Origin of the sequence: Streptomyces sp. SDT5-1 (assembly GCF_052245995.1) — a bacterium.
Lineage (GTDB): Bacteria > Actinomycetota > Actinomycetes > Streptomycetales > Streptomycetaceae > Streptomyces.
This window is the reverse complement of sequence record NZ_CM125963.1, coordinates 1,431,235-1,456,063: the sequence shown is the minus strand read 5'-3', so window position 1 is coordinate 1,456,063 and position 24,829 is coordinate 1,431,235. Positions and strand designations below refer to the sequence as shown.

The window sequence follows — 24,829 nt, the reverse complement described above, 5'->3', positions numbered from 1 at the left end:
TTACGGCACATGCAGCAGGCGCGGATCGAGCGGCAGTCGCAGACCGTCCTCCGCGAGCGCGGAGGCGATCACGAGGGAGCCGTGCAGCGGGTCCCCGGCCGCGCTCACCACGGTGGCGCGCGGCAGCTGCCCGGCGAGTTCCACGCGCAGCGGCCCGAGCAGTGGCTCGCCGGTCCTGAACAGCCCGCCGGTCAGCGCGACCTCGCCGCCGTCGGCCGGGCAGACCGCCGCGGCGGCCTCCGCGATGTGGACGGCGGCGGCGCGCAGGATCTCCGCGGCCACGGGGTCCCCGTCGGCGGCGCAGCGCGCCACGTCGGGCGCGAAGGAGGCGAGCGCGGCGGGGCGGTCGGTGCGCGGGTAGATCAGGCCCGGCAGCTCGACGGCGGGCCCGAACCGCTCCTCCGCCGCCGCGAGCAGCGCCTTGCTCCCGCCGCGCCGCCCGTCGAAGGCGCGCATCGCGGCGCCGAGCCCGCACTGCCCGATCCACGATCCGCCGCCGCAGTCGCCGAGCAGGTGTCCCCACCCGTCGGCCCGCCGCCAGTCCGTGAGGTCGGTGCCGAGGGCGATCATTCCGGTGCCCGCGGCGACGACCGCCCCGCGTCGCTGCCCGAGCGCGCCCGCGTACGCGGTGACGCCGTCGGCCGCCAACGCGAGCCGTTCCACGTCGAGTTCACGCGCGAGGGCCCCGGGCAGCTCGGCCCGCAGCCCGTCGCCGAGCGTCGCCATCCCGGCGGCCCCCAACGCGACGCCACCGAGCGGCACGTCGCCCACCCGGCCGAGCAACTCCCGCGCCATCGGCACGAGTTGCCCGACCATGTGCTCCGGGTCGATGCCCGCGCCCGACGTCCGTACCGGCACGGCGGATGCGGTGGCGACCGCGCGGCCGAGGTCGTCGGCGGGCGCGAGCGCGACGCGCAGCCCCGAGCCGCCCGAGTCGACCCCGAGCACCCACGAGGCGCCGCTCACGACAGGCGCCAGTCGATGGGCCGCGCGCCCTGGCGTTCGAGAAGGTCGTTGGCCCTGCTGAACGGCCGGGACCCGAAGAAGCCGCGGTCCGCCGACATGGGGGAGGGGTGCGGCGACTCGACCGCCGGGTAGTCGCTGAGCAGCGGCCGCAGATTGCGCGCGTCACGGCCCCACAGGATCGACACGAGCGGCGTCCCGCGCGCGGCGAGCGCCCGGATGGCCTGCTCGGTGACCTGCTCCCAGCCCTTGTCGCGGTGCGAGGCCGGACGCCGCGGCGCCACCGTCAGCGCCCTGTTGAGGAGCAGCACGCCCTGCCGGGTCCACGGCGTCAGGTCGCCGTTCGACGGCTGGGGCAGGCCCAGGTCCGTGTTCAGCTCCCGGTAGATGTTGACGAGGCTGGGCGGCAGCGGCCGCACGTCGGGAGCCACGGAGAAGCTGAGCCCCACGGCGTGACCCGGCGTCGGGTACGGATCCTGCCCGACGATCAGCACCCGTACGTCGTCGAACGGCTGCTGGAAGGCGCGCAGCACATTGGCGCCCGACGGGAGATAGGTGCGCCCGGCGGCGATCTCCGCGCGGAGGAATTCCCCCATCGCGGAGATCTGCCCGGCCACGGGCTCGAGGGCCTTCGCCCAGCCCGCTTCGACGATTTCATGCAGAGGTCGTGGTGCCACGCGGTCACCCTACTGCCGCACCGACACCCCGCCTCAACCGCCCGTCGATCAACGTCCGGCCGTGGTAAGGGCGGTGCGCAGCGCCCACGGCGTCGCCGCCGCCCACGCCTGCGGGGAGCAGGAGTGCGGGTAGGGCACGGGGCGCGCGGCGGCCGCGCGGGCGTATCCGCCGAGGACCTCGGGGAGCCGGTACCCGTGCCGGGCCGCCGCGTCGACGAGCCCGGACGCGAGGCGGCGCAGCTCGTCGCGGAGCCCGTGGCGGGCGAGGCCGAGCGCGATGACGCCGTTGTCGTGCGGCCAGGCGCTGCCGCGGTGGTACGACAACGGGTGATAGGGCCGCTGGCCCGCGGCGAGCGTGCGGATCGCCCAGCCGGAGAAGAAGTCCGGTTCCAGGAGCCGCCGACCCACCCGGCGCGCGCGGTCCTCGTCGAGGATGCCCGACCACAGCAGATGCCCGGCGTCCGAGGCGAGCGCGTCGACGCGGCGGCCCGCGCCGTCGAGCGCGAGCGCGGGGAAGTCGTCCTCGTCGAGCCAGAAGTCGCGCGCGAACCGCTCCCGCAGGGCGTCGGCGAGCCCGTCCAACTCCCGTGCGAGCTCCGGACCCCGCCACACCTCGGCGGCGAGCCGGGCCGTGCGACGCAGCGCGTCGTACGCGTAGCCCTGGACCTCGCAGACGGCGATCGGGCCTTCCGCCTGGGCGCCGTCCTTGAAGCAGATGGCGCCCGCGGAGTCCTTCCAGTTCTGGTTGACAAGACCGTTCGGATCCGGCTCGTACACCAGGTAGCCGTGCTCGCGCAGGCCGCCGTCGCCGAGCATCCAGTCGACGGCGGACCGGGCGTGCGCCTCCAGACGGTCGGCGAGGTCCGGGTCCTTCGTCGCCTCGTAGTGGGCGTGCAGCAGCACCAGGAACAGCGGCGTCGCGTCGATCGTGCCGTAGTAACGCCCGTACGGGACCTGCCCGAAGTGCGCGAGCTCGCCGCGCCGTGTCTCGTGCACGATCCGGCCGGGCTGCTCGCCGCGGAACGCGTCGTACTCCCGGCCCTGCACGGCCGCCAGCGCGCTGAGCGTGCCGGCCGCCAAGGCGGGCCGGTAGGGGAGCATGAAGTACGAGGTGAGCAGCGAGTCCCGGCCGAACAGGGTGAGGAACCACGGCACTCCGGCCGCCGGGACGCTGACGGGCTCGCCGTCGAGGCCCGGCACGGCGATCGTCAACAGGTCGAGATCCGACAGCCCTTGCGCGCACGCCTTGTCCAAGTCGTCCGGCGCGTCGCGGAGTCCGTGCTCACCTCCGCGTACCGGCTCCGCCGCGAGCTGCGGACCGCCGTGCGGGTGCGCCGTGACCGTCAGCCGCAGCTCCGCCTCACCGTGCGGCTCCAGGCGCAGCCGCCATACGAGGTCGGTGCCGCGCACGTCGTCGGGAGCGGGCGACGCGGACACGGTGGTGCGGGCGTGCCAGTCCGCCCTCCGGTAGCCGAACTCGACGCCGTCGCCGGTGCGTCGCACGGACCGTTCGGCGCCGGGCTTCGGGTAGGCGCGCTCGTCCGCCCGCAGCTCGAAGGTGTCCGCGAAGTCGGCGTCGGCGGCGACCACGACCTCGGCGACGAGCGGGTCCGCGCTGTTGCTGACGAGGCGCAGCGTGTCCGTGAACTCGCCGGCCGCCACGGCCTGTTGGCGGAACACCGTGTATGCGGGAGGCGCGTCGCGGGTGCCCTCAGGGGTGAGCACGCACGCGCCGGCCGGGTCGACGGGGGAGAGGACGGCCGGGGCGGCGCCGTCGACGGTGAGCAGCCAGCGGCTCAGGTGCCGGGCGTCGCGCACGAACAGGCCGTCGGGGACGGCGCCGCGCGTGCCGGTGATGCCGCCGTCGGGGTCGAGGTGCGCGAACGTGGCGTCGCGCACGAGCTGGATGCGGGGGGCCGCGCCGCTCATCGGGGTGTCTCCTCGGGGGTGAGCAGGTCGAGGGCGAGCGCCGCCGTCCAGGAGAACGACCGCGCGCCGCGTGCCGCTCCGGTGGTCGGATCGACGTACTCCGCGAAGCCGGACGCGCCCGCCGTGTCGAGGAGCGCGGCGCGGATCCGGTCGGCGCGGGCGTGCAGGCCGTGCGTGCGCAGGCCGCGCTCCACGAGCCACGCCGTGTTGAACCAGGCGGGTCCGCGCCAGTAGCGGGTCGGGTCGAAGGCCGGTCCCGTGAGGTCGTAGCTCGGCACCAGATCGGTGGCCGTGGCCCGGAACGACGGACCGGCAAGCGTCGCCACCAGGCGCTCCACCACGTCTCCCGGAAGGCCGGGCGCCAGCAGCGGCACGAGCCCCGCGACGCTGCGCGCCGGGACGAACGTGTCGTCGACCAGGTCACGGGCCAGGAACAGACCCGCGTCCGCGTCCCACAGGCGGGCGACCAGCGCCTCGGTGAGCCGCGCCGCGCGCGCCTCGTGCGCCGCCGCGTCACCGTCCACGCACCGCGCGATCTCCGCGAGCGCCAGCTCGCTCGCGATCAACAGGGCGTTCACGCACGGATCCTCGAGCCGGAACGGGTGCGCGGCCGCCCGGTCGTCGTAGCCCGCGTCCCGGTAGTCGACGGCGAGCCGCACGTAACGGCCGTAGTCGAGGTCCGTCGGGCGGTCGGCCGGGTGTCCGTGGTCGAGGTCGGCGCGCCGGTAGCTGCCCCGGTCGGCCGGGGCGATCCGGGCCAAGGCCCCGTCCCAGCACGGGCTGTTGTCCATGCCGGGCTCCCACGGGTGCACGACCGCCGCGAGGCCACCGCCGCCCAGGTCGCGCCGGTCGAGGAGATAGCGGTGCCACGCCACGAGCCGCGGGTACACCCGGCCGAGGAAGCCGCGGCGCCGCGACTCGGCCGGGTGGGCCCGGTGCACGAGCCACGCGGCAAGCGCGTGCACCGGCGGCTGCACGATGCCCGACGTCTCCAGGGCGGCCGGCGCGCCCACGCCGGCGCCCGCCGTGGACGAGCGCCAGAAGTCGGGGCTCGGGAAGTACGCCCCGTTCGGCACCGCCGGGTTGAACACGATGTGCGGGATCCGCCCGTCGCCCCACTGCGCGGCCAGCAGCGATTCCAGCTCGCGCTGCGCTCGGCGCGCGGACAGGTGCCGCAGGCCGATCGCGATGAACGCGGAGTCCCAGCTCCACTGGTGCGGATAGAGGGTCCGGGACGGCACGGTGCTCGTCCCCGCCCAGTTGTCGATGAGCACCCGGCCCGCACCGCGCCGCAGGGTCAGGTCCGCGGCGGCGGTGCGGGCGGGCCGGTCGAGGAGTGCGGTCACGCGCCGGACCCCTTGAGGAACGCGGGCACCGAACGGACCGCCTCGACCGGGTCACCGGTCAGCCGGCACTCGGCCGCGAGATACCCCTCGTACCCCGCGGTGTGCAGGGCGCCCAGCCAGGCCTGCCAGTCGAGGTGGCCCGCGCCCGGCTGGAAGCGGTTGGAGTCCGAGACCTGGGCGTGCCCGATGTACGGGGCGTGGGTGAGGATCGCCTGCGCGGGGTCGGACTCCTCGATGTTCATGTGGTAGCTGTCGATGCCGATCCGGACCGAGTCGAGGCCGACCTCCTGGATCAACTCGGCTGCCTGCTCCAGGCGGTTGACCATGTGGTCCTCGTACCGGTTGAGCGGTTCGAGGTAGAGCGTGACGCCCTCGGCGGAGGCGTGCTCGCCGAGTTCGGTGAGGCCTTCGAGCAGGATCTCGCGGTCCTCGGCCTCCGAGCGCGGCGGCTCGAACGGCGGCAGCCGCCGCGAGAACATCCCGTACGAGGCCGGGGTCTGCGCCCCGAGCCCGCCGATCTCGGCGATGACGGAGAGCTGCGACTTCATCTGGACGAGCGCGTCGCGGCGCAGCTCGTCGTCGAAGGCGCCGAAGAAATGCAGCATCTCGACGCACACGGTCGGCATGACCACGCCGTCCTTGAGGGCCTGCTTCAACTCCGGGAGCCGGGAGGCGAAGTGCAGATCGCCCTTGGCGCGCAGCTCGATGGCGTCGTACCCGGCGCCCTGCGCGAACTCCCACTTCTGCTGCAGCGTCTCGCCGGGCAGCAGCTGTTCCTGGGCAGCGAACTTCAGCATGTTTCGGGGAACCTCTCAGAACTCCAGGACGACCTGGAGGGCGTCGGCGGGGCGCTCGTCGAGCAGGACATAGGCGTCGGCGGCGTCCGCGACCGGGACGACATGGCTGACGAGGGACTCCACGTCCACCTGCCCCTCGGCCACCAGACGCAGGAAGGTCTGCTGCAGGCGCTCCACCGTCCAGCGGCCCGACAGCTGGGAGGGCACGCCGCCGATCTGGGAGCAGACGATCTCGACGCGGTTGTGGTGGAACTCGTCGCCGAGCCGCAGGCCGATGCCGTCGCCCTGGTAGAAGCCGGAGGCGACGACCCGGCCGCCGACGGTCACCGAGCGGACGGCCGTGTGCAGCGCCGGGTAGGCGCCGCTGATCTCGATGGCGAGGTCGGCGCCGCGGCCTTCCGTGGCCTCGCGGACGCGCTCGGCGACGGCGTCGGTGCGGGCGTTCAGGGTGGTGTGGGCGCCGTACTTCTTCGCGGTGTCGAGGCGGCCGGGGAGCGCGTCGACCGCGGTGACGCGGGCGCCGCTGAGCCGGGCGAGGCGGGTGGCGATCAGGCCGATGACGCCCTGGCCGAACACGGCGACGTCCTCGCCGAGGTTGATCCCGCCGGCCAGGACCGCGTTGTACGCGATGGCGCCGACGCGGGCGAAGGCCCCGGCCAGTGGTTCGAGGCCCGCGGGGAGGGTGTGCCCGATCATCCGCTCGGCCGGGACGATGCCCTCGCTGCGGTGGCCCCAGATGCCCCAGACGAGGTCGCCGACCTCCGGCATGCCGGGCGTGCCGGCCAACTCGGGGGAGACCTCGGTGACCTCGCCGACCTCGGAGTAGCCCCAGCCGACGACCGGATAGCTGATGCCGGCCTCGTCGTCGCGGAAGAGCCGGGCGTCGGCGTCCCAGGTGCGGGTCAGATACGGGTTCGTGCCGCGGTAGGCGGTCAGCTCCGTGCCGGCCGAGATGCCCGAGTAGCGCGTGTGGACGCGGAGGTGGCCCGGCGGCAGCTCCAGGCGCTCGTGCTCGGCCACCTCCACCTGGCGGGGACCTGTGAATTGAACGACGCGTTCCACGGACGACTCCGAAAAGGGTGGTGCGGCTGTTGGTTGAGTCGACAATATCCGCAACTTATGTCTTGTCAACATGCAAAAGTAGTGCTGAGATGCGTGCTTGACAGACGTAAGTCGGCGATGAGGACGGGCAATGCGCATCAGGACGCGACGGTCGAGGGCGACCGCGGTCGGTGCCGCCGCGGCGCTGGGCATCGGGCTGCTCAGCGGCTGCGCGAGCAGCACGGGGCCGGGGAAACCGGACCGTGAGATCACCGTGTGGTCCCAGGAGAACCTCCCGGACCGCGTCGCGGCGACGCAGAAGATCATCGACGGCTTCGAGAGGAAGACCGGCGTCAAGGTGCACCTCGTCGGCGTCGACGAGGGCCAGATGCCGCAGCTGATCATGTCGGCCGCCGCCTCAGGACACCTGCCCGACGTGATCGGCGCGGCCCCCATGGGCCAGACCTGGCAGATGTACAGCAACGGCCTGCTCAACACCGACATCCCCCGGCAGATCGTCGACAAGCTGGGCCGCGGCACGTTCGACAAGAACGCCCTGAAGCTGACCAGCGACGACGGCACCGCTCTCGGCGTCCCCTCCGACGCCTGGCTCCAGCTGCTCGTCTACCGCAAGGACGACTTCGCCAAGGCCGGCCTGAGCAAGCCCGACACGTACGCCAAGCTGGTCAAGGCCGCCAAGAAGCTCACCACCAAGGGGCACGACGGCGTCTCCGCCGCCACCGACCCCTCGGACGTCTTCACCTCGCAGAGCTTCGAGAGCCTCGCGCTTGCGGGCGACTGCCAGCTCGTCGACGGCCGAGGCAAGGTCACCCTCGACTCCCCGCAGTGCGTCAAGGCCTTCGACACGTACGACCAGCTGGCGCGCGAGTACGGGGCGCCCGGCACCCAGACCGTCGACTCGACGCGCGCCACCTACTTCGCGGGCCGCTCCTCGATGATGATCTGGTCCTCGTTCCTCCTCGACGAACTCGCGGGCCTGCGCAAGGACGCGCTGCCCAGCTGCCCGCAGTGCGGCAAGGACAAGCAGTTCCTCGCCGACAACACCGGCATCGTCACCGCCCTCAGGGGCACGGGGGCGAACAAGGCCGCCCAGTTCGGCGAGATCACCTCCTGGGTCACCACCAAGACCGCCGAGACCGACGCCTCCCGCCAGTTCATCGAGTACATGATGGGCAGCGGCTACGAGGACTGGTTCGGCCAGGCCCCCGAGGGCAAGATCCCCGTGCGCCGCGGCACCGCCGCCGAGCCCGAGAAGTACATGGCCGCCTGGCGGCACAGCAGCATCGGCGTCGGCGAGCGCAAACCGCTCGACGAGGTCTACTCGCCCAAGGTCCTCGACCAGCTCGCCGACGGCATCGGCGACCTGCGCCGCTGGGGCATCGAACAGGGCGAGGGCGCCCTCGTCGGCGCCACCAACGGCGAACTGCCCGTCCCCAAGGCCATCGGCGCCATGACCGCGGGACAGACCTCGCCCCGCGAGGCCTCGCGCGAAGCCGAGGAAGAGGTCGCCGCCCTGAAGAAGTCGCTCCAGTAGCGGCCCGCCGCACCCCGCCCACTCCCCGTCGGAAGCGTCGAAAGCCCTGCCATGACCACTGCCACTTCCCGCGCGACGAAGCGCCCTGAACCGCCGGACGGATCACCCACCCCGCCCGGACGCCGCACCCGCAAGCCCATGACGGCGAGCCGCCGCGAGGCCCGCGCGGGCTTCGCCTTCGTCAGCCCGACCTTCCTCGTCGTCCTCGTCGTCGTGGTGCTGCCGATCCTGTGGACCGTGCTGCTCGCCTTCCAGCGCGCCAAGCTCGTCGACATCCAGGGCATGGGCCTGTTCGGCAACTGGAGCCTGCGCAACTTCACGCAGGTCTTCGAGTCCGCCGGCTTCTGGTCCAGCCTCGGCACCACTCTCACCTACACCGTCGGCGCCACCTTCGGCTCCGTCGCCCTCGGCCTGCTCGCCGCGCTCGCGCTGCGCACGCCGTTCCGCGGACGCGGACTGCTGCGCGCGGCGATGCTCCTGCCCTACGTGGCCCCGGTCGTGGCCGTCGCGTTCGTGTGGGAGGTCGCGCTCAGCCCGCAGTACGGCATCGTCAACGAGTGGGGCCAGAAGCTGTTCGGCTGGGACGACCCGATCGCGTTCCTGTCCACGCGCTCGTACGAAGTCCATGTGCTCGGGGCGCACTTCGACATCCCGCTCGCGCTGCTCACCGTGATCGCCTTCGAGTGCTGGCGCTACTTCCCGTTCGCCTTCCTCTTCATCCTCGCCCGCCTCCAGGCGGTCCCTGACGGCCTGGAGGAAGCCGCGAAGGTCGACGGCGCGACGCCCACCCAGCGCTTCCGGCACATCCTGCTCCCGCAGCTCATGCCGGTGATCGCGCTCCTGTGCGTGCTGCGCTTCATCATGACGTTCAACAAGTTCGACGACGTCTACCTGCTGACCGGCGGCGGCGCCGGCACCGACGTCGCGGCCGTGCGCGTCTATGACTTCCTGACCTCGCGCTACGACGTCGGGGCCGCGGCGGCTCAGGCCCTTGTCCTGGCCGTCGTCCTGATGGTCCTGCTGGGCCTGTACTTCAAGTTCTTCGGCAACAAGGTCCAGGAGGAGTCGTGACGAGCACGCATACGGGTCCCGGCAGGCGGACCATGACGCGCGCGCAGTTCGAGGAGCGGTTCTTCGGCGTCGCCCGCTGGGTGGTCATCGCGTTCCTCGCGCTGATCACGATCGTGCCCTTCTACTACATGCTGCTCCTGTCGGTGAAGCCGATCGACGCGCTGCTCCTCGACCCCGGATCGCTGTGGGTGTCGGCCAAGCAGTTCACCCTCGACACGTACACCGAAGTGCTGCGCTCCACCGACCACGGCGGCCAGGGCTTCCTCCAGCTCCTGCGCAACTCGGCGCTCGTCTCGCTCGGCACGGTGTTCCTCACCCTCCTCGCGGCGGTCCCCGGCGCATACGCGATCAGTCGCCTCAAGTTCTTCGGAAACCGCCAGGTCAGCGCCCTGTTCCTCGCCGTCTACATGTTCCCGTCGACGCTGCTCGCGGTCCCGCTGTTCGTGATGTTCGCGAAGATGGGGCTCTCGTCGAGCCTGGTCGGCCTGGCGATCGTCTACGTGGCCCAGACCGTGCCCGTCGCGATCTACATGCTCAAGAACTACCTGGTCACCATCCCGTACTCGATCGAGGAGGCCGCCGCCCTCGACGGGTGCAGCCGCCTCCAGACCGTCCGCAAGGTCATCCTGCCGCTCGCGCTGCCGTCCCTGATGGCCACCGGCCTCTACGTGCTGATGATCGCGTGGAACGAATTCCTCTTCGCCCTCCTCTTCCTGGCCGCCGACCCCGACAAGTGGACGGTGTCGCTCGGCCTCGCCCAGCTCTCCAACGGCATCGAGGTGTCGAAAACGGTGCTGATGGCCGGGTCCGTGGTGCTGACGATCCCCGTGGTAATTCTGTTCTTCGCCGCGGAACGTCTGCTGACCGAGGGCCTCACCGCCGGCGCCGACAAGAGCTGACCGGGGGAACGACTCAGGTGAACAGGGGAAGACGACGATGAGCACGCCCAGCCCGGCGAGCGCGGGCCGACTGCTGCAACTGATCCGCGGCGGCCAGGCCACCACCCGTGCCGAGCTGCAACGCGCGACCGGCCTGTCCCGCTCGACGGTCGGGCTCCGCCTCGACGAACTCGCAGGGGCGGGCTGGCTGCGCCAGGACACCGGCACCTCCACCGGAGGCCGCCCCTCGCACCGCATCGCCTTCGACACCCGGCACGCGGCCGTCCTCGCCGTCGACCTGGAGACCCGGTACGCGCGCGTGGCCGTGCTCGACCTCGCGGGCACGGTCCTCGCCGAGCGGGCCCTCGACCTCGACATCGGCGACGGCCCCGACCGGGTCCTCGACCGGCTGGCCCGCCGCTTCCCCGAACTCCTCGCCGAGTCCGGCACGGCGGCGGACCGGATCTGCGGCATCGGCCTCTCGGTCCCGGGCCCCGTGGACTGGGAGACCGGCATGATCGTGCAGCCGCCGATCATGCCCGGCTGGGACCGCTTCCCGGTCAGGGAACGCATGCGGGAGGCGTACGCCGAGCACGTCGGCGCCTCCCTGGAGGACCCGACCGGCCGTGCGGTCCCCGTCTTCGTGGACAACGACGCCAACCTGATGGCCCTCGCCGAACAGCAGGCGGGCCACCCCGACTGCGCCGCCTTCGTCCTCATCAAGGTGTCCACCGGCATCGGCGCGGGCGTCGTCGTCAACAACGAGATCTACCGCGGCATCGACGGCGGCGCCGGCGACATCGGCCACATCCGGCTCCACGACCGGCCGGACGCGCTGTGCATGTGCGGGTCCTACGGCTGCCTCGCGGCGGTCGCCAGCGGCCGGGCCCTCGCCAGGGACCTCTCCGCCCAGGGCATCGAGGCTGCCACCGGAGCCGAGGTCAGGGCCCTGCTCGAACAGGGCCACCCGGACGCCGTCCGGCTCGCCCGCGAGGCGGGACAGCGCGCCGGCGAGGTCCTGGCCACGGTCGTGACGCTCCTCAACCCCGGCGTCCTGATGCTCGCCGGCGACCTCGCGAGCATCCCCTTCCTCACCGGCGTCCGCGAACTCCTCTACCAGCGCGCCATGCCCCGCACCACCGCCCACCTCGACGTCGTCACCTCGCGGCTCGGCGAACACGCGGGCCTGACCGGCGCCGCCGCGATGGTCGTCGACGTCCTCTACGCCCCCGACCGCGCCGACGCCCGCCTGCGCGCGGCGGCCGCATCCTCCGCCGCACCGGCACCACCCCAAGGAACCCCGTGACAGACACCCCCGCATGGCCGCACGCCCCCGTCCGCGTCGGACTCGTCGGCGCAGGGCCCTGGGCCCGCACCATGCACGCCCGGATGCTCGCCGCGGGCCCCGAGACCCGCCTCACCGCCGTCTGGGCCCGCCGCCCGGAAGCGGCCCTCGCGACGGCGGAGCCCTACGGCGCCGCGGTGGCGGCGAGCTTCGACGAACTCCTCGACGGCTGCGAGGCCGTCGCCTTCGCCGTACCGCCGTCCGTCCAGGCGGAGTTGGCGCCGCGCGCGGCGAAGGCGGGCAAGGCCCTCCTCCTGGAGAAGCCCCTCGCCCTCGACCTGGCGGCGGCCGAACGCCTGGCGGACGCCGTCGACGAGGCGGGCGTCGTCACCCAACTCGTCCTGACGAAGCGCTACCACCCGACGACCCGCGCCTTCCTCGACCGGGCACAACAGATGACGGTGACGGGGGCTCGCTCCTGCTACCTCCACGGCGCCTTCCTGGGCGGCGACTTCGCCACCTCCTGGCGCCTCGAACAGGGCGCCCTGTACGACCTGGGCCCGCACCTCCTCGACCTCCTCGACGCCGCGGTCGGCCCCATCGCCTCGATCCGCGCGACGGGCGACTCCCGCCGCTGGATCGAGCTGACCTGCGAACACGAGAACGGCGCGGTGAGCCAGGCCTCCCTCTCCGGCTCCGTCTCCCGCCCCCGCGCCCTCACCCGCGTCGAACTCTTCGGCCCCGGACCGGAACTGGTCTACGACACGGCGGACATCGACCACGACGAGTGCTGGCCGATCCTCCGCCGCGAGTTCGCGGAGTCCGTCCGGGCGGGGCGGTCGGGTGAGCTGGATGTGCGCAGGGGGGTGCGGTTGCAGCGTCTGTTGGCCGCATCGAGTCCGGCAGTGGCTTGAGGCGCCCCGCGACGCCGACCCCGTCCCACCGCAAGCATTGACCCCCACACCCCGGCGTGGCATCGTTCCCACATGGGATCGATGCCACACTCGGGGCCAACAGAGAACGTCTTCCGCTTCGAGGACACCTGCCACGTCTACGCCCTCCGCGACGGCCGCGAGGCCGTCCTCGTCGACTTCGGCTCGGGCCGGATCCTCGACCACATCGGAGACTTCGGCATCGACCGGGTGACGGACATCCTCGTCACCCACCACCACCGTGACCAGGTCCAGGGCCTGGCCCGAGCCGCCCGCGAAGGCATCCGGATCTGGGTGCCCCCGGTCGAGCGCGACCTGATCGACGCGGTCGACGAACACTGGCGCACCCGCCCCCTGGACAACGACTACGACGTACGACAGGACCGCTTCTCGCTCCTGAACCAGGTCCCGGTCACCGGCACGGTCGCCGAGTACCGCACCGCACGCCACGGCGCGTTCGACGTCCACACGCTGCCGCTGCCGGGCCACACGGTCGGCTCGGTCGGCTACCTGGTGGACATCGACGGCCGCCGCCTCGCCTTCACGGGCGACCTGATCCACGGCGAGGGCCGCGTCTGGTCCCTGGCCGCGACCCAGTGGGCGTACACCGGTTTCCACCCCAACGCGGGCATGGAGGGCGCGGCCGCGACGGTCCTGTCCTGCGCCCAACTCCTCGACCACGCCCCGGACCTGCTCCTGCCGTCCCACGGCGACACGGTCACCGACCCGCCCGCCGCGGTGGCCCGTCTGCGCGACCACCTCCAGGAGCTCATCGACATGCGGCGCGCCACCCCGTGGCGGCCCGAGCCGATGCTCACTCACCCCTGGAAGCCGGTCACCCCCCACCTGCTGCGCAACGTCACCAGCATGGCGAACTCGTACGCCCTGCTCTCCGACAGCGGGACCGCCCTGCTCATCGACTTCGGCTTCGATCTGACGACCGGCCTGCCGGGCGGCCACGACCGTTCCTCCCGCCGTCCGCTGCTCACCTCCATCGAGTCGCTGCGCCGCGACCACGGCATCGACCGCGTCGAGGTCGCCCTGCCGACGCACTACCACGACGACCACGTCGCAGGCTTCAACCTGCTCCGCGAGGTGCACGGCACCGAGGTCTGGGCCCCGGAGCACATCGCCCCCGTGCTCGCCGCGCCCACCCGCTGGGACCTGCCCTGCCTCTGGTACGACCCGATCCCGGTCGACCGTGCCCTGCCGGACAACGGCACCGTGCGCTGGCGCGAGTACGAGATCGGCGTCCACGAGCTGCCCGGACACACGCTCTACGCGGCCGCATACGCCTTCACCGTCGACGGCCGCCGGGTCATCGCCACGGGGGACCAGCAGAACACCGCGTGGAACCCGGACGACAGGCAGCCGGAACTGCTCAACTACCAGTACCGCAACCGCTTCCGCGTCGACGATTTCGTGCGCAGCGCCGAGCTGTACCAGCGGCTGCGCCCCGAGATGATGATCAGCGGGCACTGGCACCCCTTCGAGGTGACCGACGCGTACCTCGACATGCTGACGACCGAGGGTGCGCGCCTGGCCCGGCTGCACCGCGAACTCCTCCCGCGCGACGTCGACTTCGAGGCCGAGGGGTTCGGCGCGCGCATCTTCCCGTACCGCAGCGTGCCGCCCCGGGGCGGCACGCTGCCGCTGACGGTCGAGGTCCGCAACCCGTTCGACCGGGCGGAGACGGCACGCCTCGAACTGGTCGTGCCACCCGGCTGGCAGGCCGATCCACCCGTCCGGGACATCGGGCTCTCCGCACACCAGGTGACCGAAACGGAGTTCGCCCTGCGCGTGCCCACAGACGCGCCGCCGCAGGAGCGGACACGGGTCGCGGTGGACCTGACCGTGGGCCGGACGGCTTTCGGTCAGCAGGCGGAGGCGCTGGTGAGCGTGCGATGACGACGGCACACATCCAGGGCGAGTACGTCGACGGCCGCGTGGACGTACGGGCACCGGGCTGGCGGCTCACCGTCGCGACGGACGGGCAGACCGCCACGCTGCGCAGGACCGACACCGCCGTGCCCCACCGCCCCGTCCACATCGAACTCCCCGGCGCCCTCGACCGCACCGACCGTACCGACGAGACCCTGTCGGTCGACGCCCCCGAACTCGACACCACAGGACCGCACCCGGTCGTCACCATCTCCCGCCGCAGCACCGCATGGCGCGCGGCCCGCACCCGCATCGAGTGCACGCCGGAAGGGCCCGTCCTCACGTGGGAGGTCGAGGGTGAAGGCAGGCTGCGGCAGAGCCTGTTGCTCGCGCAGCGGGCCGCGCTCGGCGGTCGCGGCGGCGGCCTGCGTCCGAGCGGCCATGCCTGGCGGACGCTCTTCACCCCCAACCCCGGACCGCCCCGCCGCCTCACCAGGGGCGCCGGCGAGAGCGCCGCCGTCGGAGTGTGCGGCGATGCCCGGCCCGGCCGGGGCCACTGGTTCTTCACGCCGGCGCCGCTCGCCCTCGCCCTGACCGAGGACCGCGTGGACGAGGCGGTCGATCCGGCCGCCGCCGAGACCCCGCACGGCTGGTGGACCGTGTCGGCCGGGGCGCCCGTCGACGACCTGACCTTCACCGAGCTCACGTACGTGCCGTCGGACGGCGGCTTCCACCTGGCCCTCGCCCACGAGGGGCACACCCGTGTCGACGGCCGTCACCACTCACCCTCGGTGCTCCTCTCGCCGGGGCATCCGGACCCGTACAGCGGACTGCGGGCGCATCGCGCCTGGCTGGAGCGCGAAGGCTGGGCCGCGCGCCCACGCACCGCCCCGGAGGACCGTCCCGCGTGGTGGACCGAGCCGATGTTCTGCGGCTGGGGCGCGCAGATGGCCCGATCCCGTACCACCGGCACGCCCGCCCCCGCGTTGAGCACCCGTGCCGAGTACGACGCCCACCTGAACCACCTCGAAGCCCACGGCCTCGTGCCGGGGACCGTCGTGATCGACGACAAATGGCAGCAGGCGTACGGGCGATGGGAACCAGACCGCGTCGCATGGCCGGAACTCCGCGAATGGATAGCCGATCGGCACGCCCGCGGCCAGAAGGTCCTCCTGTGGTGGCGGGCCTGGGCGACCGAGGGCGTACCCGACGCGTTGTGCGTGCGCACCGCCGACGGCCTTCCGGTCGCGCTCGACCCCACCCACCCCGAGGCCCGTGAACTTCTCGCCGGGAACATCCGCGCCATGCTCTCGCCGGACGGCCTCGACGCCGACGGACTGAAGATCGACTTCACGGCGGACACCCCGTCCGGCGAGAGCCTGCGCGCCCACGCGAGCGACACCTGGGGCATCGCGCTGCTGCACGCCCACTTGAAGGTCCTGTACGACGCCGCCAAGGCCGCGAAGCCGGACGCCCTCGTCGTCACCCACACCCCGCACCCGGCCTTCGCCGACGTCACCGACATGATCCGGCTCAACGACATGCTGCGCCTCGACGACCCGGAGCCGTACGCGCGGGTGGTGCCGCAGATGCGGCTGCGCGCCGCCGTCGCCGCGGCCGCATGCCCGGACACACCCGTCGACACCGACGACTGGTGCGCTCCCGACCGCGCGCAGTGGCGCGCGTACACCGAGGTCAAGGATGAACTCGGCGTCCCGGCGCTGTACCTGAGCAGCCATGTGGACCGGACGGGGGAGCCGCTGGAGGACATCGACTACGCTGCGTTGCGGACGATGTGGGCTCGCTGGCGGAGCCGTGACCAGCCCAGGAGCGGGCCGGCGGGGGCGAAGGGAAGGACGGCCTGATGGCGAACGGGGCGGCGGCGGTGCGCGGCGGCGGTTCGGGCGGCAAGCGCGCGCGGGCGACCCTGCGGGACGTCGCCGAGGCCGCGGGGACCTCGCGCTCCACGGCATCCCGGGCGCTCGGCGGGCACGGGTACGTCGCCGACCACATCAAGGAGCGGGTCGAGGCCGCGGCCGAGCGGCTCGGGTATGTGCCGGACGTGTCGGCGCGCACCCTGAAGGGGCGCAACAGCGGACTCGTCGGCGTGCTCGTCTCCGACCTGCGCAACCAGTTCTACGCGGAGCTGGCCGCGGGGGTCGAGCACACCCTGTCCGCGGCCGGGTACCAGATGGTGCTCGTCGACGACCACGGCGACGACGAGCGGGCCGCCGCGGGCGCGCGCGCCTTCCTGTCGATGCGCGCCGACGGAGTGCTGCTGACGCCCGTCGCGCGGGGCGCCACCGAGACCCTCGTCGGGCACGGGGTGCCGGTCACGGAACTGGACCGCAGGTCGGGCGTGCGCGGTTGCGACGCCGTGGCGATCGACAACGAGCGGGGTGCGCGGCTCGCCGTGGAGCACCTCGTCGGGCTCGGGCACCGTGACATCGCCATCGTGGTCGACGAGGTCCAGTGGGACACGGGGCGCAACCGCCTCAAGGGCTATCGGGCGGCGCTGCGGGACGCGGGGCTTCCCGTGCCGCGTCGGCACGTCCTCGACCTGAGCCAGGGCGAGGGCGATCAGGCGGCGCAGCTCGCCGCGTTCCTCGACGGAAACCCGTCGCTCACCGCCGTGTTCGCCGCGAACAACGTGATGGCCGAACTCGTGTGGCAGGAACTCAAGCGGCGTGGCGTCACGGTTCCCGATGACTGCTCCGTCGTCTCGTTCGACGACCTGGCATGGATGAAGATGGTCGAGCCTGGCCTGAGCGCCGTGCGCCAGCCCGTGTTCGACCTTGGTGGCAGGGCCGCCGAGCTGCTGCTCGACCGGGTCGGGCGAGAGGGTGCGGGGCGGGCCGAATCCGTCGTTCTGCAGCCCGAGTTGGTGCTGCGCGGGTCCACCGCGCCGCCCAAGAGCTGACCCCGACCGCACCGACCGATCGATTCCGGCAACTGCCCGGCCGAAAACCGTTGACGCCCGCACCGGACGTGGTTACGTTCTCATGTGGGATCGATGCCACACCGCGGACGTCGCCACGACGCCGGTGGAACAGAGCCGCATCCCCCTTCCCCCTCGTGTAGCTCGCCACTCAAAGGAGAGACGATGGCGGCACCACCCCAGCGCATACGCCGCAAGGCGGCGGGACTCGCCGCGGCGTTCGCCCTGCTGCCGGCCCTGTCCGGCTGCGGCGGCGTGAGCGTGGCAGACAGCGGGAACTCCACCTTCACCACCATGGGGTTCATGCAGTCCGACGCCCTCGCGCGCGACCGCATGGACGCGGCCCGCAAGGCGCTCGCACCCGACGGACTGCACATCCAGGTCAACGAAGGCGCCTTCGACTCGCAGCAGTTCCTCTCCGCGGTCGCCGCGGGCGACGCCCCCGACGCGGTCGTCATGGACCGCACCCTCGTCGGTGGCTACGCGGCCCGCGGCGCGTTGATGCCGCTGACCGACTGCCTGAAGCGCGAGCACATCGACACCGACGGCTATGTGAGGACCGCCATCGACGAGGGCTCCCTCGACGGCACGGTGTACGCGCTCCCGGACTCGTACGACAGCCGGTTGCTGCTCACCAACGACAAGGTGCTCAAGGACAACGGCACCAGCGCCGCCGAGTTCTCGACCGGGAACTGGAAGAAGCTCGAGGAGGCGACCCGGACGCTGCAACGGCGCAGCGGCGGCAAGCTCACCCGGATCGGCTTCGACCCCAAGATCCCCGAGTTCTTCCCGCTGTGGGCGAAGGCCAACGGCGCCGACCTGATCAGCGCCGACGGCCGCACCGCCGAGCTGAACGACCCGAAGGCCGTCGAGGCGCTCACGTACGCGGTGAAGCTCGTCAACGCGCAGGGCGGCTGGGGAAAGTTGAAGGCGCTGCGCGACTCCTTCGACATGTTCGGAGCGAAGAACGAGTTCGTGCGCGAACAGCTCGGCTCGTTCCCGATGGAGGACTGGTACGTCAACGTCCTGGCCGGTGCCTCACCCAAGATCGACCTCGCCCCCGACGTGTTCCGCGGCCGTGACGGAAAGCCGCTCAACTGGTCGTCGGGACTCGGCTGGGCGATCCCCAAGAACGCCAAGCACCCCGACGCCGCCTGCACGTTCGTCAAGACGATGACGGCGACGAAGACCTGGGTGCACGCCGCGCGGGCCAAGGCGAAGGAGACGCGCAAGAGCGGGGCGCCCTACACGGGCGACGTCACCGGCAATCTCGCCGCGGACCGGATCATCGAGCACGACGTCTGGAAGCCCACCGGCAACAAGGCCTTCGACAAGGCCACCCGGATCGTCTTCGACCTCTCCCGCAAGGGCTTCGCGGTCCCCGCCAACGCGGCGGGCAGCGAGTTCAAGGACGCGTGGCAGTCCGCGGTGAACCGGGTCCTGTCCGGCGAGCAGACCCCGCGGCAGGCCCTCGACCAGGCGCAGCGCAAGGCGCAGAGCGCGCTCGACATCGCCAACGAAGGACGTGAGTAGCCATGCAGTCCGTCCTCACCCCGAAGCCCTCGAAGTCCGCCAAGCGCCGCAGGCCCGCCGGCTCCGTCGGTTCCGCCGTCGGAGGGGAGAAGCCCGGCGGCCGGGCGCGGCGCCGCGAGATCTGGGCCGCCTACGGATTCATCTCGCCGTGGATCATCGGCTTCGTCGTCTTCACGGCCGGGCCGATGCTCGCCAGCCTCGTGCTGTCCTTCACCGACTACGACGCCATCGGCTCGACCCACAACGTCGGCCTCGCCAACTACCGTCAGCTCTTCGAGGACCCGCAGGTCGCGAAGTCCCTGATGAACACGCTGATCTTCGCCGTCCTTCGCGTGCCGCTGTCGATGGCGTTCGCCCTGGTCCTCGCGATGCTGCTGCTGAAGGTCGGCCGCAGCGCAGGGTTCTTCCGCACCGTGTTCTACCTGCCGGTGATGACGCCCCCGGTCGCGGTCGGCATCCTCTTCCTGCTGCTGTTCAACGGCAACGTCGGTCTGATCAACCACGTCCTCGGGTTCTTCGGGATCGAGGGCCCGTCCTGGACCACCGACAGTCTCTGGGTGAAGCCGGGCCTCGTACTCACGAGCCTCTGGTCCGTCGGTTCCACCGTCGTCATCTACTTCGCCGCACTGCGCAACGTCCCCAAGGACCTCTACGAAGCAGCCGATTTGGACGGCGCGAGCCGCTGGACGTCGTTCCGGCACGTGACGCTGCCCCAGATCTCCGGCACGCTGTTCTTCACGCTGATCGTCAACACGATCGCCTCGCTGCAGACGTTCACGGAGGCGTACACCGCGTTCTTCGGAACCGCCACCACGCAGTCGTACAGCAGCGACGCGGCGCTGTTCTACGTCGTCTACCTGTTCCAACAGGCCTTCCAGTACATGCACATGGGCTACGCCTCAGCGCTCGCATGGCTGCTGTTCCTGGTGATCCTCCTCATCACGGTCGTCCAGGCCAAGGTCAGCAAGCGGTTCGTCTACTACGAGGGTGACCAGCGATGACCCAGCTCACGATGCGACCCGACACGAAGGAAGGCCTGGTCAAGCGGGCGCTGCGCGTCCTCGGCGTGCTGCTCGCCTCCGTCGTCTTCCTCTACCCGTTCGTCTGGCTGATCAGCGCCTCGCTCAAGCCCTCCACGGACGTCTTCGACAACGCGCTGATCCCGCACGTGGTGCAGTGGGCCAACTACCAGGAGCTCTGGAAGGCGCTGCCGCTGCTCACCTGGATCGGCAACAGCGTCGCGGTGACCCTCGCGGCGGCCGTCACCGTCACGATCAGCAGCGCGGTCGTCGCCTTCGGCTTCGCGTACTTCCGCTTCCCGGGCCGCGACGCGCTGTTCGCGCTGGTCATCGGCACGATGATGCTGCCGGCCGCCGTCACGATGGTGCCGCAGTACATGGTGTGGAATTGGCTCCACCTCGCCAGCTCCCAAGTGCCGCTGTGGGCGCCGAACCTGTTCGGATCCGCGTTCTACATCTTCCTGCTCCGCCAGTTCTTCCTCGGCCTGCCGCGCGAGCTGTTCGAAGCGGCCAGGGTGGACGGAGCGGGCTACTGGACGCTGTTCTGGCGGATCGCGGCGCCGCTGTGCAGGCCCGCACTCATCGTCACCTTCATCTTCGAGGTGCAGGCCTCCTGGACCGACCTCGTCCGACCCCTCATCTATCTGCGCGACCCCCAGCTCTACACGGTGCCGCGCGGTCTCAAGGCGGTCCTCGACCAGTTCGGCGACGGCGGCGAGATGCGCTGGGAGATCGTCTGCGCGGCGAGCGTCGTGGTCACCGTGCCCATGATCATCGCCTTCTTCGTCTGCCAGCGGCACTTCACGCAGGGCATCGCCACCACAGGAAGCAAGGGCTGAACAGTCACATGACCAACTCAAGCGTGCTCGCGCTCGACATCGGCGGCACCAAGCTCGCGGCCGGTGTCGTCGGCGAGGACGGCGGGACGCTGTCGTTCCTGACCGTGCCCACCCGCGTCGAGGAGGGCCCCGACGCCTGCCTCGACCGGCTCTTCACCCTCGGCCGCGCCGCCCTGACGGCCGCGGGCGTGGACCCGGACGAGGCGCCGCGCGCCCTGCTCGGCTGCGGCATCGGCTGCGGTGGCCCCCTCGACTCGGCCACCGGCGTGCTCGTCGCACCGCCCCACCTGCCCGGCTGGCTCGACATCCCCATCACCCGGCTGACCCGGGAGCACTACGGACTGACCTCCGTCCTCGACAACGACGGGACGGCCGGCGCCGCGGGGGAGTGGCGCTTCGGTGCCGGACGCGGCACCCGGAACCTCGTGTACCTCACCGTGTCCACCGGCGTCGGCGGCGGCTTCGTCGTCGACGGCCGCACCTACCGCGGCGCGGCGGGCAACGGGGGCGAGCCGGGCCACATCACCGTCCGCTCCGACGGGCGGACCTGCAAGAGCTGTGGCCGGGCCGGCTGCCTGGAGGCGTACGCCTCCGGTACCTCGATCGCCGAACGTGCCCGCGAGGCCCTGGCCCGCCGGGGTCGGGGGTCCGTCCTCGCCGACCTGCCCGCTCACGAGATCACCGCCGCCGACGTGGCGCGTGCAGCCGGCGAAGGCGACGCCCTCGCCACCGAACTCTGGGACGAGACCTGCGAACTCCTCGCACAAGGTCTCGCGTCCATCGTCAACCTCTACGAACCGGAGCTCGTCGTCCTCGGCGGCGGCGTGACCCGGTCGGGCGACCGACTCCTCGCCCCCGTACGCGAAAGGGTGGCGCGGCTCGCCATGGGGCCCGCCGCGAACGCCGCCCGCGTCGTCACCGCGACCGGCGGCGACCGGGCCGGGGTGCTCGGCGCCGCCGCCATCGCCTTCGAACGACTCGCCCACCACGAAGGGGCGGGCGCGCCCCTGCCCACCCTCAGCTGACCGCCTGCCGCGCACCTCTGGAGCTCCATGTCCGCCCCGCCCACCGCCCGCCTCAGCCCGACGACCCAGATCGCCGAACACATCGCCGCCGCGCAGCGCCTGGAGGAGCTGCTGCCGACCCTGCGCACCGTCGGCGACGCACTCGTCGAGGTGTTCCGCCGCGGCGGTCGCCTCTACACCTTCGGCAACGGTGGCAGCGCCGCCGACGCCCAGCACCTTGCCGGCGAGTTCATCGGCCGCTACCTGCGCGAACGCCGTGCGCTGCCCGCGGTCTCGCTCGTCACGGACCCCTCCGTCGTCTCCTGCATCGGCAACGACTACGCGTACGAGGAGGTCTTCGCCCGCCAGGTCGAGGCCCTCGTCACCGCCGACGACATGGTGGTCGGCTTCACCACGTCGGGCCGGTCCGCGAACGTGATCCGGGGCCTGGAAGAGGCCGGGAAGCGGGGCGCCCGCACGGTGCTCTTCGCGGGCGGTGACAACGATGGCATGCCCGCCGCCGCGCACGCCGAGCACGTCCTCGTGGCCCCCGCCGCCACCACCGCCCGTATCCAGGAGATGCACCTGACCCTGCTGCACCTGCTCAGCGAGCACGTCGACGCCTGGGCCGCGGGTCCGGACGTCGCCGACCAGCCGTACGACCACCGCCCGGAGGCCGCCGTATGACCACCGCCAAGCCCAACTCCCGTGACCGCACCCTGCATCTCGTCGGCAACGCGCACATCGACCCGGTGTGGCTGTGGCGCTGGCCGGAGGGACTCCAGGAGATCCGGGCCACCTTCCAGTCCGCCGTCGACCGCATGGAGGAGTACCCCGACTTCGTGTTCACCTGCGACTCCGTCATGTACCTGGAGTGGATCGAGAGCCACGACCCCGAGCTGTTCGCCACGATCCGCAAGCGCGTCGCCGAGGGCCGCTGGCAGATCGTCGGTGGCTGGTGGATCGAGCCCGACTGCAACATCCCCTCCGGCGAGTCCTTCGTCCGCCAGGCCCTGTACGGGCAGCGGTACCTGATCGAGAAGTTCGGCGAGGCCGCCACCATCGGCTGCAACCTCGACCCGTTCGGGCACAACGCGACGATCCCGCAGATCCTCCGCAAGTCCGGGATGGACGGGTACATCTTCCTGCGGCCCGGCCCGCACGAGCAGGTGCTGCCCGGCCAGTTCTTCCACTGGGAGGCGCCCGACGGCTCCCGCGTGATGGCCTACCGGCTGCCCAACGAGTACTGCACGCCCGGCAAGGACATCGGCAACCACCTCGACAAGTCCCTCGCCATGATGCCGCCGGACGAGCCCGAGCTGATGGTGTTCTACGGCGTCGGCAACCACGGTGGCGGCCCCACCAGGGCCAATCTCGACTCCATCGCCCGCCTCGACGCGCTCGGCGGCCTGCCCAGGCTCGAACTCTCCCACCCGGCACGGTTCTTCGACCGGCTCCGCGACCGCGAGGACGTGCCCGTGCACACCGGCGAGCTCCAGCACCACGGCCCCGGCTGCTACTCCGCGCACTCCGGAGTCAAGGCGTGGAACCGCCGCGCCGAGAACGACCTCCAGCGCGCCGAGAAGTGGGCCTCGGTCGCGGCGGCCGTGGCGGGGGAGACGTACCCCGTCGAGAAGCTGACCGAGGCCTGGAAGCTGGTTCTGTTCAACCAGTTCCACGACATCCTCGCGGGGACGTCGATCCGCTCGGCGTACGACGACGCGCGCGACGACTATGGCCGCGCCCGCTCGATCGCCGCCGACATCTTCAACCGTGCCACCCAGGCCATCGCCCGCCGCATCGACATCCCGCTCGCCGACGGCACCGTGCCCGTCGTCGTCTTCAACCCGCACCCCTGGGAGCTCGAACAGGACGTCGAGGTCGAGTTCGCCCAGGCCGCCACCGTGCGCCTCACCGACGAGAACGGCGACCCGGTGCCGGCGCAGCTCACCCGCTCCGAGGCCAGCATGATGGGCAGCCGGGGCCGCCTCGCGTTCCGGGCCACCGTGCCGCCGCTGGGGCACCGGGTGTACCACCTGGTGCCGGGGGCGGACTCCGCCGAAGGGCCGGTGCGCGCGACCGACACCACGCTGGAGAACGAGCACCTGCGCCTGGAGGTCGACCCGGCGAGCGGCTGGCTCACCTCGTTCGTCGACAAGTCGACCGGTGCCGAGCTCATTCCCGCGAACCCCGGCCCGCACGCCGTCGTCGTCGACGACCGGAGTGACACCTGGGGACACCGCGTCCGCGCCTACGACCAGGCCATCGGCTCCTTCACGGGGCGTCGCGTCCGGCTCGTCGAGTCCGGTCCTGTGCGTGCGGTGCTGCGCATCGAATCCACGTACGGCGCCTCGCGGATGGCCGAGGAACTCGTCCTGTCCGCGGGCGCGAGGAGCGTCGAGGTGCGCACCGCCGTCGACTGGCACGAGCAGCTCAAGACGCTCAAGCTGCGCTTCCCGACCTCGCTCACCGACCCCACGGCCACGCACGAGATCCCGTACGGGTTCGTCGAGCGCACCCCGGACGGCACCGAGGAGCCCACCCAGGCCTGGGTCGACGTGACCGGCACCCTGCCCGGCGGCATGCGCGCCGGGCTGACCGTCGTCAACGACAGCAAGCACGGGCACGACGTCACCGGCGCGGAGATCGGCATGACGGCGCTGCGCAGCCCCGTCTACGCCTGGCACGAGCCGAAGATCCTCGACGAGGACGGCGTCTACGAGTACCTCGACCAGGGTCGCCAGGAATTCCGCTACCTGCTGCTCCCGCACGGCGCCGACTGGCGCGCGGTCGACCCCGCGCGGCGCGCCGCCGAGCTGAACCAGCCGTCCTTCGCGCTCATGGAGACCTTCCACGAGGGCCCGCTCGGGCAGCGCGCGTCCTACGCCGACGACGGCGCGGGCAGTGTCCTCGTCACCGTCGTCAAGGGCGACGAGGACGCCTCCGGAGATGTGATCGTGCGTGCCTACGAATCCCGCGGTGCGGCGGCTTCGGCCCGGATCGGACTGCCGATGCTCGGCGAACAGCGCCTCGTCGAGGCCGAGTTCGGCCCGCACGAGATCAAGACGTTCCGCGTGCCGGCCGACCCGGCGGCACCCGTCACCGAGACGGACCTGCTCGAACTGCCGGTGGAGGCCTGAC

20 protein-coding genes are annotated in these 24,829 nt (G+C 72.0%); 14 read left to right on the top strand and 6 right to left on the bottom strand.

The window, feature by feature from the left end:
* The 6 genes from ACTWJ8_RS06880 to ACTWJ8_RS06855 are packed head-to-tail and all read right to left on the bottom strand — an operon-like array spanning nt 1 to nt 6,774.
* Entirely contained in the window at nt 1-966 is a 966-nt protein-coding gene (locus ACTWJ8_RS06880; protein WP_356383661.1) for an N-acetylglucosamine kinase, read from the bottom strand.
* Nucleotides 963-1,640, bottom strand: a complete 678-nt coding sequence (locus ACTWJ8_RS06875; protein WP_356383664.1) for a uracil-DNA glycosylase — start codon at nt 1,638-1,640, stop codon at nt 963-965. Before ACTWJ8_RS06875 ends, ACTWJ8_RS06880 begins: the two co-directional genes overlap by 4 nt.
* A gap of 48 nt (nt 1,641-1,688) precedes the next feature.
* The gene (locus ACTWJ8_RS06870) at nt 1,689-3,569 is read right to left on the bottom strand and encodes an amylo-alpha-1,6-glucosidase (protein ID WP_443263306.1); all 1,881 of its coding nucleotides are present in this window, start codon (nt 3,567-3,569) and stop codon (nt 1,689-1,691) included.
* Complete coding sequence (locus tag ACTWJ8_RS06865; RefSeq protein ID WP_443263305.1) at nt 3,566-4,915, bottom strand: MGH1-like glycoside hydrolase domain-containing protein; 1,350 nt, start codon at nt 4,913-4,915, stop codon at nt 3,566-3,568. The genes ACTWJ8_RS06870 and ACTWJ8_RS06865 overlap by 4 nt, the downstream gene beginning before the upstream one ends.
* Nucleotides 4,912-5,712 carry a TIM barrel protein gene (locus ACTWJ8_RS06860; RefSeq protein ID WP_443263304.1) on the bottom strand — a complete coding sequence of 267 codons (801 nt, stop codon included), beginning with the start codon at nt 5,710-5,712 and terminating at the stop codon, nt 4,912-4,914. Before ACTWJ8_RS06860 ends, ACTWJ8_RS06865 begins: the two co-directional genes overlap by 4 nt.
* Nucleotides 5,713-5,727: 15 nt before the next feature.
* The gene (locus ACTWJ8_RS06855; RefSeq protein ID WP_356383674.1) at nt 5,728-6,774 is read right to left on the bottom strand and encodes a zinc-dependent alcohol dehydrogenase; all 1,047 of its coding nucleotides are present in this window, start codon (nt 6,772-6,774) and stop codon (nt 5,728-5,730) included.
* A 130-nt stretch (nt 6,775-6,904) separates the two neighbouring features.
* Here ACTWJ8_RS06855 and ACTWJ8_RS06850 point away from each other — a divergent pair, with 130 nt between their 5' ends.
* The 14 genes from ACTWJ8_RS06850 (at nt 6,905) to ACTWJ8_RS06785 (ending at nt 24,828) form a co-directional block, all read left to right on the top strand.
* On the top strand, nt 6,905-8,308 hold the full coding sequence (locus tag ACTWJ8_RS06850) for an ABC transporter substrate-binding protein (protein WP_443263303.1): 1,404 nt from the start codon (nt 6,905-6,907) through the stop codon (nt 8,306-8,308).
* Nucleotides 8,309-8,359: 51 nt separating this feature from the next.
* Nucleotides 8,360-9,379, top strand: coding sequence for a carbohydrate ABC transporter permease (locus tag ACTWJ8_RS06845; RefSeq protein ID WP_443263302.1), 1,020 nt, complete (start codon nt 8,360-8,362; stop codon nt 9,377-9,379).
* 32 nt (nt 9,380-9,411) lie between these two features.
* Nucleotides 9,412-10,278 (top strand): carbohydrate ABC transporter permease, encoded by an 867-nt coding sequence (locus ACTWJ8_RS06840; protein WP_356383883.1) that lies wholly within the window; start codon nt 9,412-9,414, stop codon nt 10,276-10,278.
* Nucleotides 10,279-10,315: 37 nt separating this feature from the next.
* Nucleotides 10,316-11,563 (top strand): ROK family protein, encoded by a 1,248-nt coding sequence (locus ACTWJ8_RS06835; protein WP_443263301.1) that lies wholly within the window; start codon nt 10,316-10,318, stop codon nt 11,561-11,563.
* A complete protein-coding gene (locus ACTWJ8_RS06830) occupies nt 11,560-12,456 on the top strand; it encodes a Gfo/Idh/MocA family protein (RefSeq protein WP_443263300.1) in 897 nt (298 codons plus the stop codon). The genes ACTWJ8_RS06835 and ACTWJ8_RS06830 overlap by 4 nt, the downstream gene beginning before the upstream one ends.
* A gap of 72 nt (nt 12,457-12,528) precedes the next feature.
* Nucleotides 12,529-14,382: an MBL fold metallo-hydrolase gene (locus ACTWJ8_RS06825; RefSeq protein ID WP_443263299.1), complete on the top strand. Its 1,854-nt coding sequence runs from the start codon at nt 12,529-12,531 to the stop codon at nt 14,380-14,382.
* Complete coding sequence (locus ACTWJ8_RS06820; protein WP_443263298.1) at nt 14,379-16,220, top strand: hypothetical protein; 1,842 nt, start codon at nt 14,379-14,381, stop codon at nt 16,218-16,220. Before ACTWJ8_RS06825 ends, ACTWJ8_RS06820 begins: the two co-directional genes overlap by 4 nt.
* Nucleotides 16,220-17,275 (top strand): LacI family DNA-binding transcriptional regulator, encoded by a 1,056-nt coding sequence (locus ACTWJ8_RS06815; RefSeq protein ID WP_356383695.1) that lies wholly within the window; start codon nt 16,220-16,222, stop codon nt 17,273-17,275. Before ACTWJ8_RS06820 ends, ACTWJ8_RS06815 begins: the two co-directional genes overlap by 1 nt.
* A gap of 183 nt (nt 17,276-17,458) precedes the next feature.
* Nucleotides 17,459-18,826 carry an extracellular solute-binding protein gene (locus tag ACTWJ8_RS06810; RefSeq protein WP_443263297.1) on the top strand — a complete coding sequence of 456 codons (1,368 nt, stop codon included), beginning with the start codon at nt 17,459-17,461 and terminating at the stop codon, nt 18,824-18,826.
* A 2-nt stretch (nt 18,827-18,828) separates the two neighbouring features.
* Nucleotides 18,829-19,827 carry a carbohydrate ABC transporter permease gene (locus ACTWJ8_RS06805; RefSeq protein ID WP_443263296.1) on the top strand — a complete coding sequence of 333 codons (999 nt, stop codon included), beginning with the start codon at nt 18,829-18,831 and terminating at the stop codon, nt 19,825-19,827.
* Nucleotides 19,824-20,684 (top strand): carbohydrate ABC transporter permease, encoded by an 861-nt coding sequence (locus ACTWJ8_RS06800; RefSeq protein WP_356383703.1) that lies wholly within the window; start codon nt 19,824-19,826, stop codon nt 20,682-20,684. The genes ACTWJ8_RS06805 and ACTWJ8_RS06800 overlap by 4 nt, the downstream gene beginning before the upstream one ends.
* 8 nt (nt 20,685-20,692) lie before the next feature.
* On the top strand, nt 20,693-21,709 hold the full coding sequence (locus tag ACTWJ8_RS06795) for an ROK family protein (RefSeq protein ID WP_356383706.1): 1,017 nt from the start codon (nt 20,693-20,695) through the stop codon (nt 21,707-21,709).
* Nucleotides 21,710-21,736: 27 nt separating this feature from the next.
* Entirely contained in the window at nt 21,737-22,375 is a 639-nt protein-coding gene (locus tag ACTWJ8_RS06790; protein ID WP_443263295.1) for a D-sedoheptulose-7-phosphate isomerase, read from the top strand.
* Nucleotides 22,372-24,828 (top strand): alpha-mannosidase, encoded by a 2,457-nt coding sequence (locus ACTWJ8_RS06785; protein ID WP_443263294.1) that lies wholly within the window; start codon nt 22,372-22,374, stop codon nt 24,826-24,828. Before ACTWJ8_RS06790 ends, ACTWJ8_RS06785 begins: the two co-directional genes overlap by 4 nt.
* The last annotated feature ends 1 nt before the right edge of the window (nt 24,829 follow it).

Bases quoted from the DNA above. Each gene is read 5' to 3' on its own strand.
- ACTWJ8_RS06870 (WP_443263306.1), bottom strand. From the start codon at position 3,569: ATGAGCGGCGCGGCCCCCCGCATCCAGCTCGTGCGCGACGCCACGTTC.
- ACTWJ8_RS06860 (WP_443263304.1), bottom strand. From the start codon at position 5,712: ATGCTGAAGTTCGCTGCCCAGGAACAGCTGCTGCCCGGCGAGACGCTG.
- ACTWJ8_RS06850 (WP_443263303.1), top strand. From the start codon at position 6,905: ATGCGCATCAGGACGCGACGGTCGAGGGCGACCGCGGTCGGTGCCGCC.
- ACTWJ8_RS06845 (WP_443263302.1), top strand. From the start codon at position 8,360: ATGACCACTGCCACTTCCCGCGCGACGAAGCGCCCTGAACCGCCGGAC.
- ACTWJ8_RS06840 (WP_356383883.1), top strand. From the start codon at position 9,412: ATGACGCGCGCGCAGTTCGAGGAGCGGTTCTTCGGCGTCGCCCGCTGG.
- ACTWJ8_RS06835 (WP_443263301.1), top strand. From the start codon at position 10,316: ATGAGCACGCCCAGCCCGGCGAGCGCGGGCCGACTGCTGCAACTGATC.
- ACTWJ8_RS06825 (WP_443263299.1), top strand. From the start codon at position 12,529: ATGGGATCGATGCCACACTCGGGGCCAACAGAGAACGTCTTCCGCTTC.
- ACTWJ8_RS06820 (WP_443263298.1), top strand. From the start codon at position 14,379: ATGACGACGGCACACATCCAGGGCGAGTACGTCGACGGCCGCGTGGAC.
- ACTWJ8_RS06815 (WP_356383695.1), top strand. From the start codon at position 16,220: ATGGCGAACGGGGCGGCGGCGGTGCGCGGCGGCGGTTCGGGCGGCAAG.
- ACTWJ8_RS06810 (WP_443263297.1), top strand. From the start codon at position 17,459: ATGGCGGCACCACCCCAGCGCATACGCCGCAAGGCGGCGGGACTCGCC.
- ACTWJ8_RS06805 (WP_443263296.1), top strand. From the start codon at position 18,829: ATGCAGTCCGTCCTCACCCCGAAGCCCTCGAAGTCCGCCAAGCGCCGC.
- ACTWJ8_RS06800 (WP_356383703.1), top strand. From the start codon at position 19,824: ATGACCCAGCTCACGATGCGACCCGACACGAAGGAAGGCCTGGTCAAG.
- ACTWJ8_RS06795 (WP_356383706.1), top strand. From the start codon at position 20,693: ATGACCAACTCAAGCGTGCTCGCGCTCGACATCGGCGGCACCAAGCTC.
- ACTWJ8_RS06790 (WP_443263295.1), top strand. From the start codon at position 21,737: ATGTCCGCCCCGCCCACCGCCCGCCTCAGCCCGACGACCCAGATCGCC.
- ACTWJ8_RS06785 (WP_443263294.1), top strand. From the start codon at position 22,372: ATGACCACCGCCAAGCCCAACTCCCGTGACCGCACCCTGCATCTCGTC.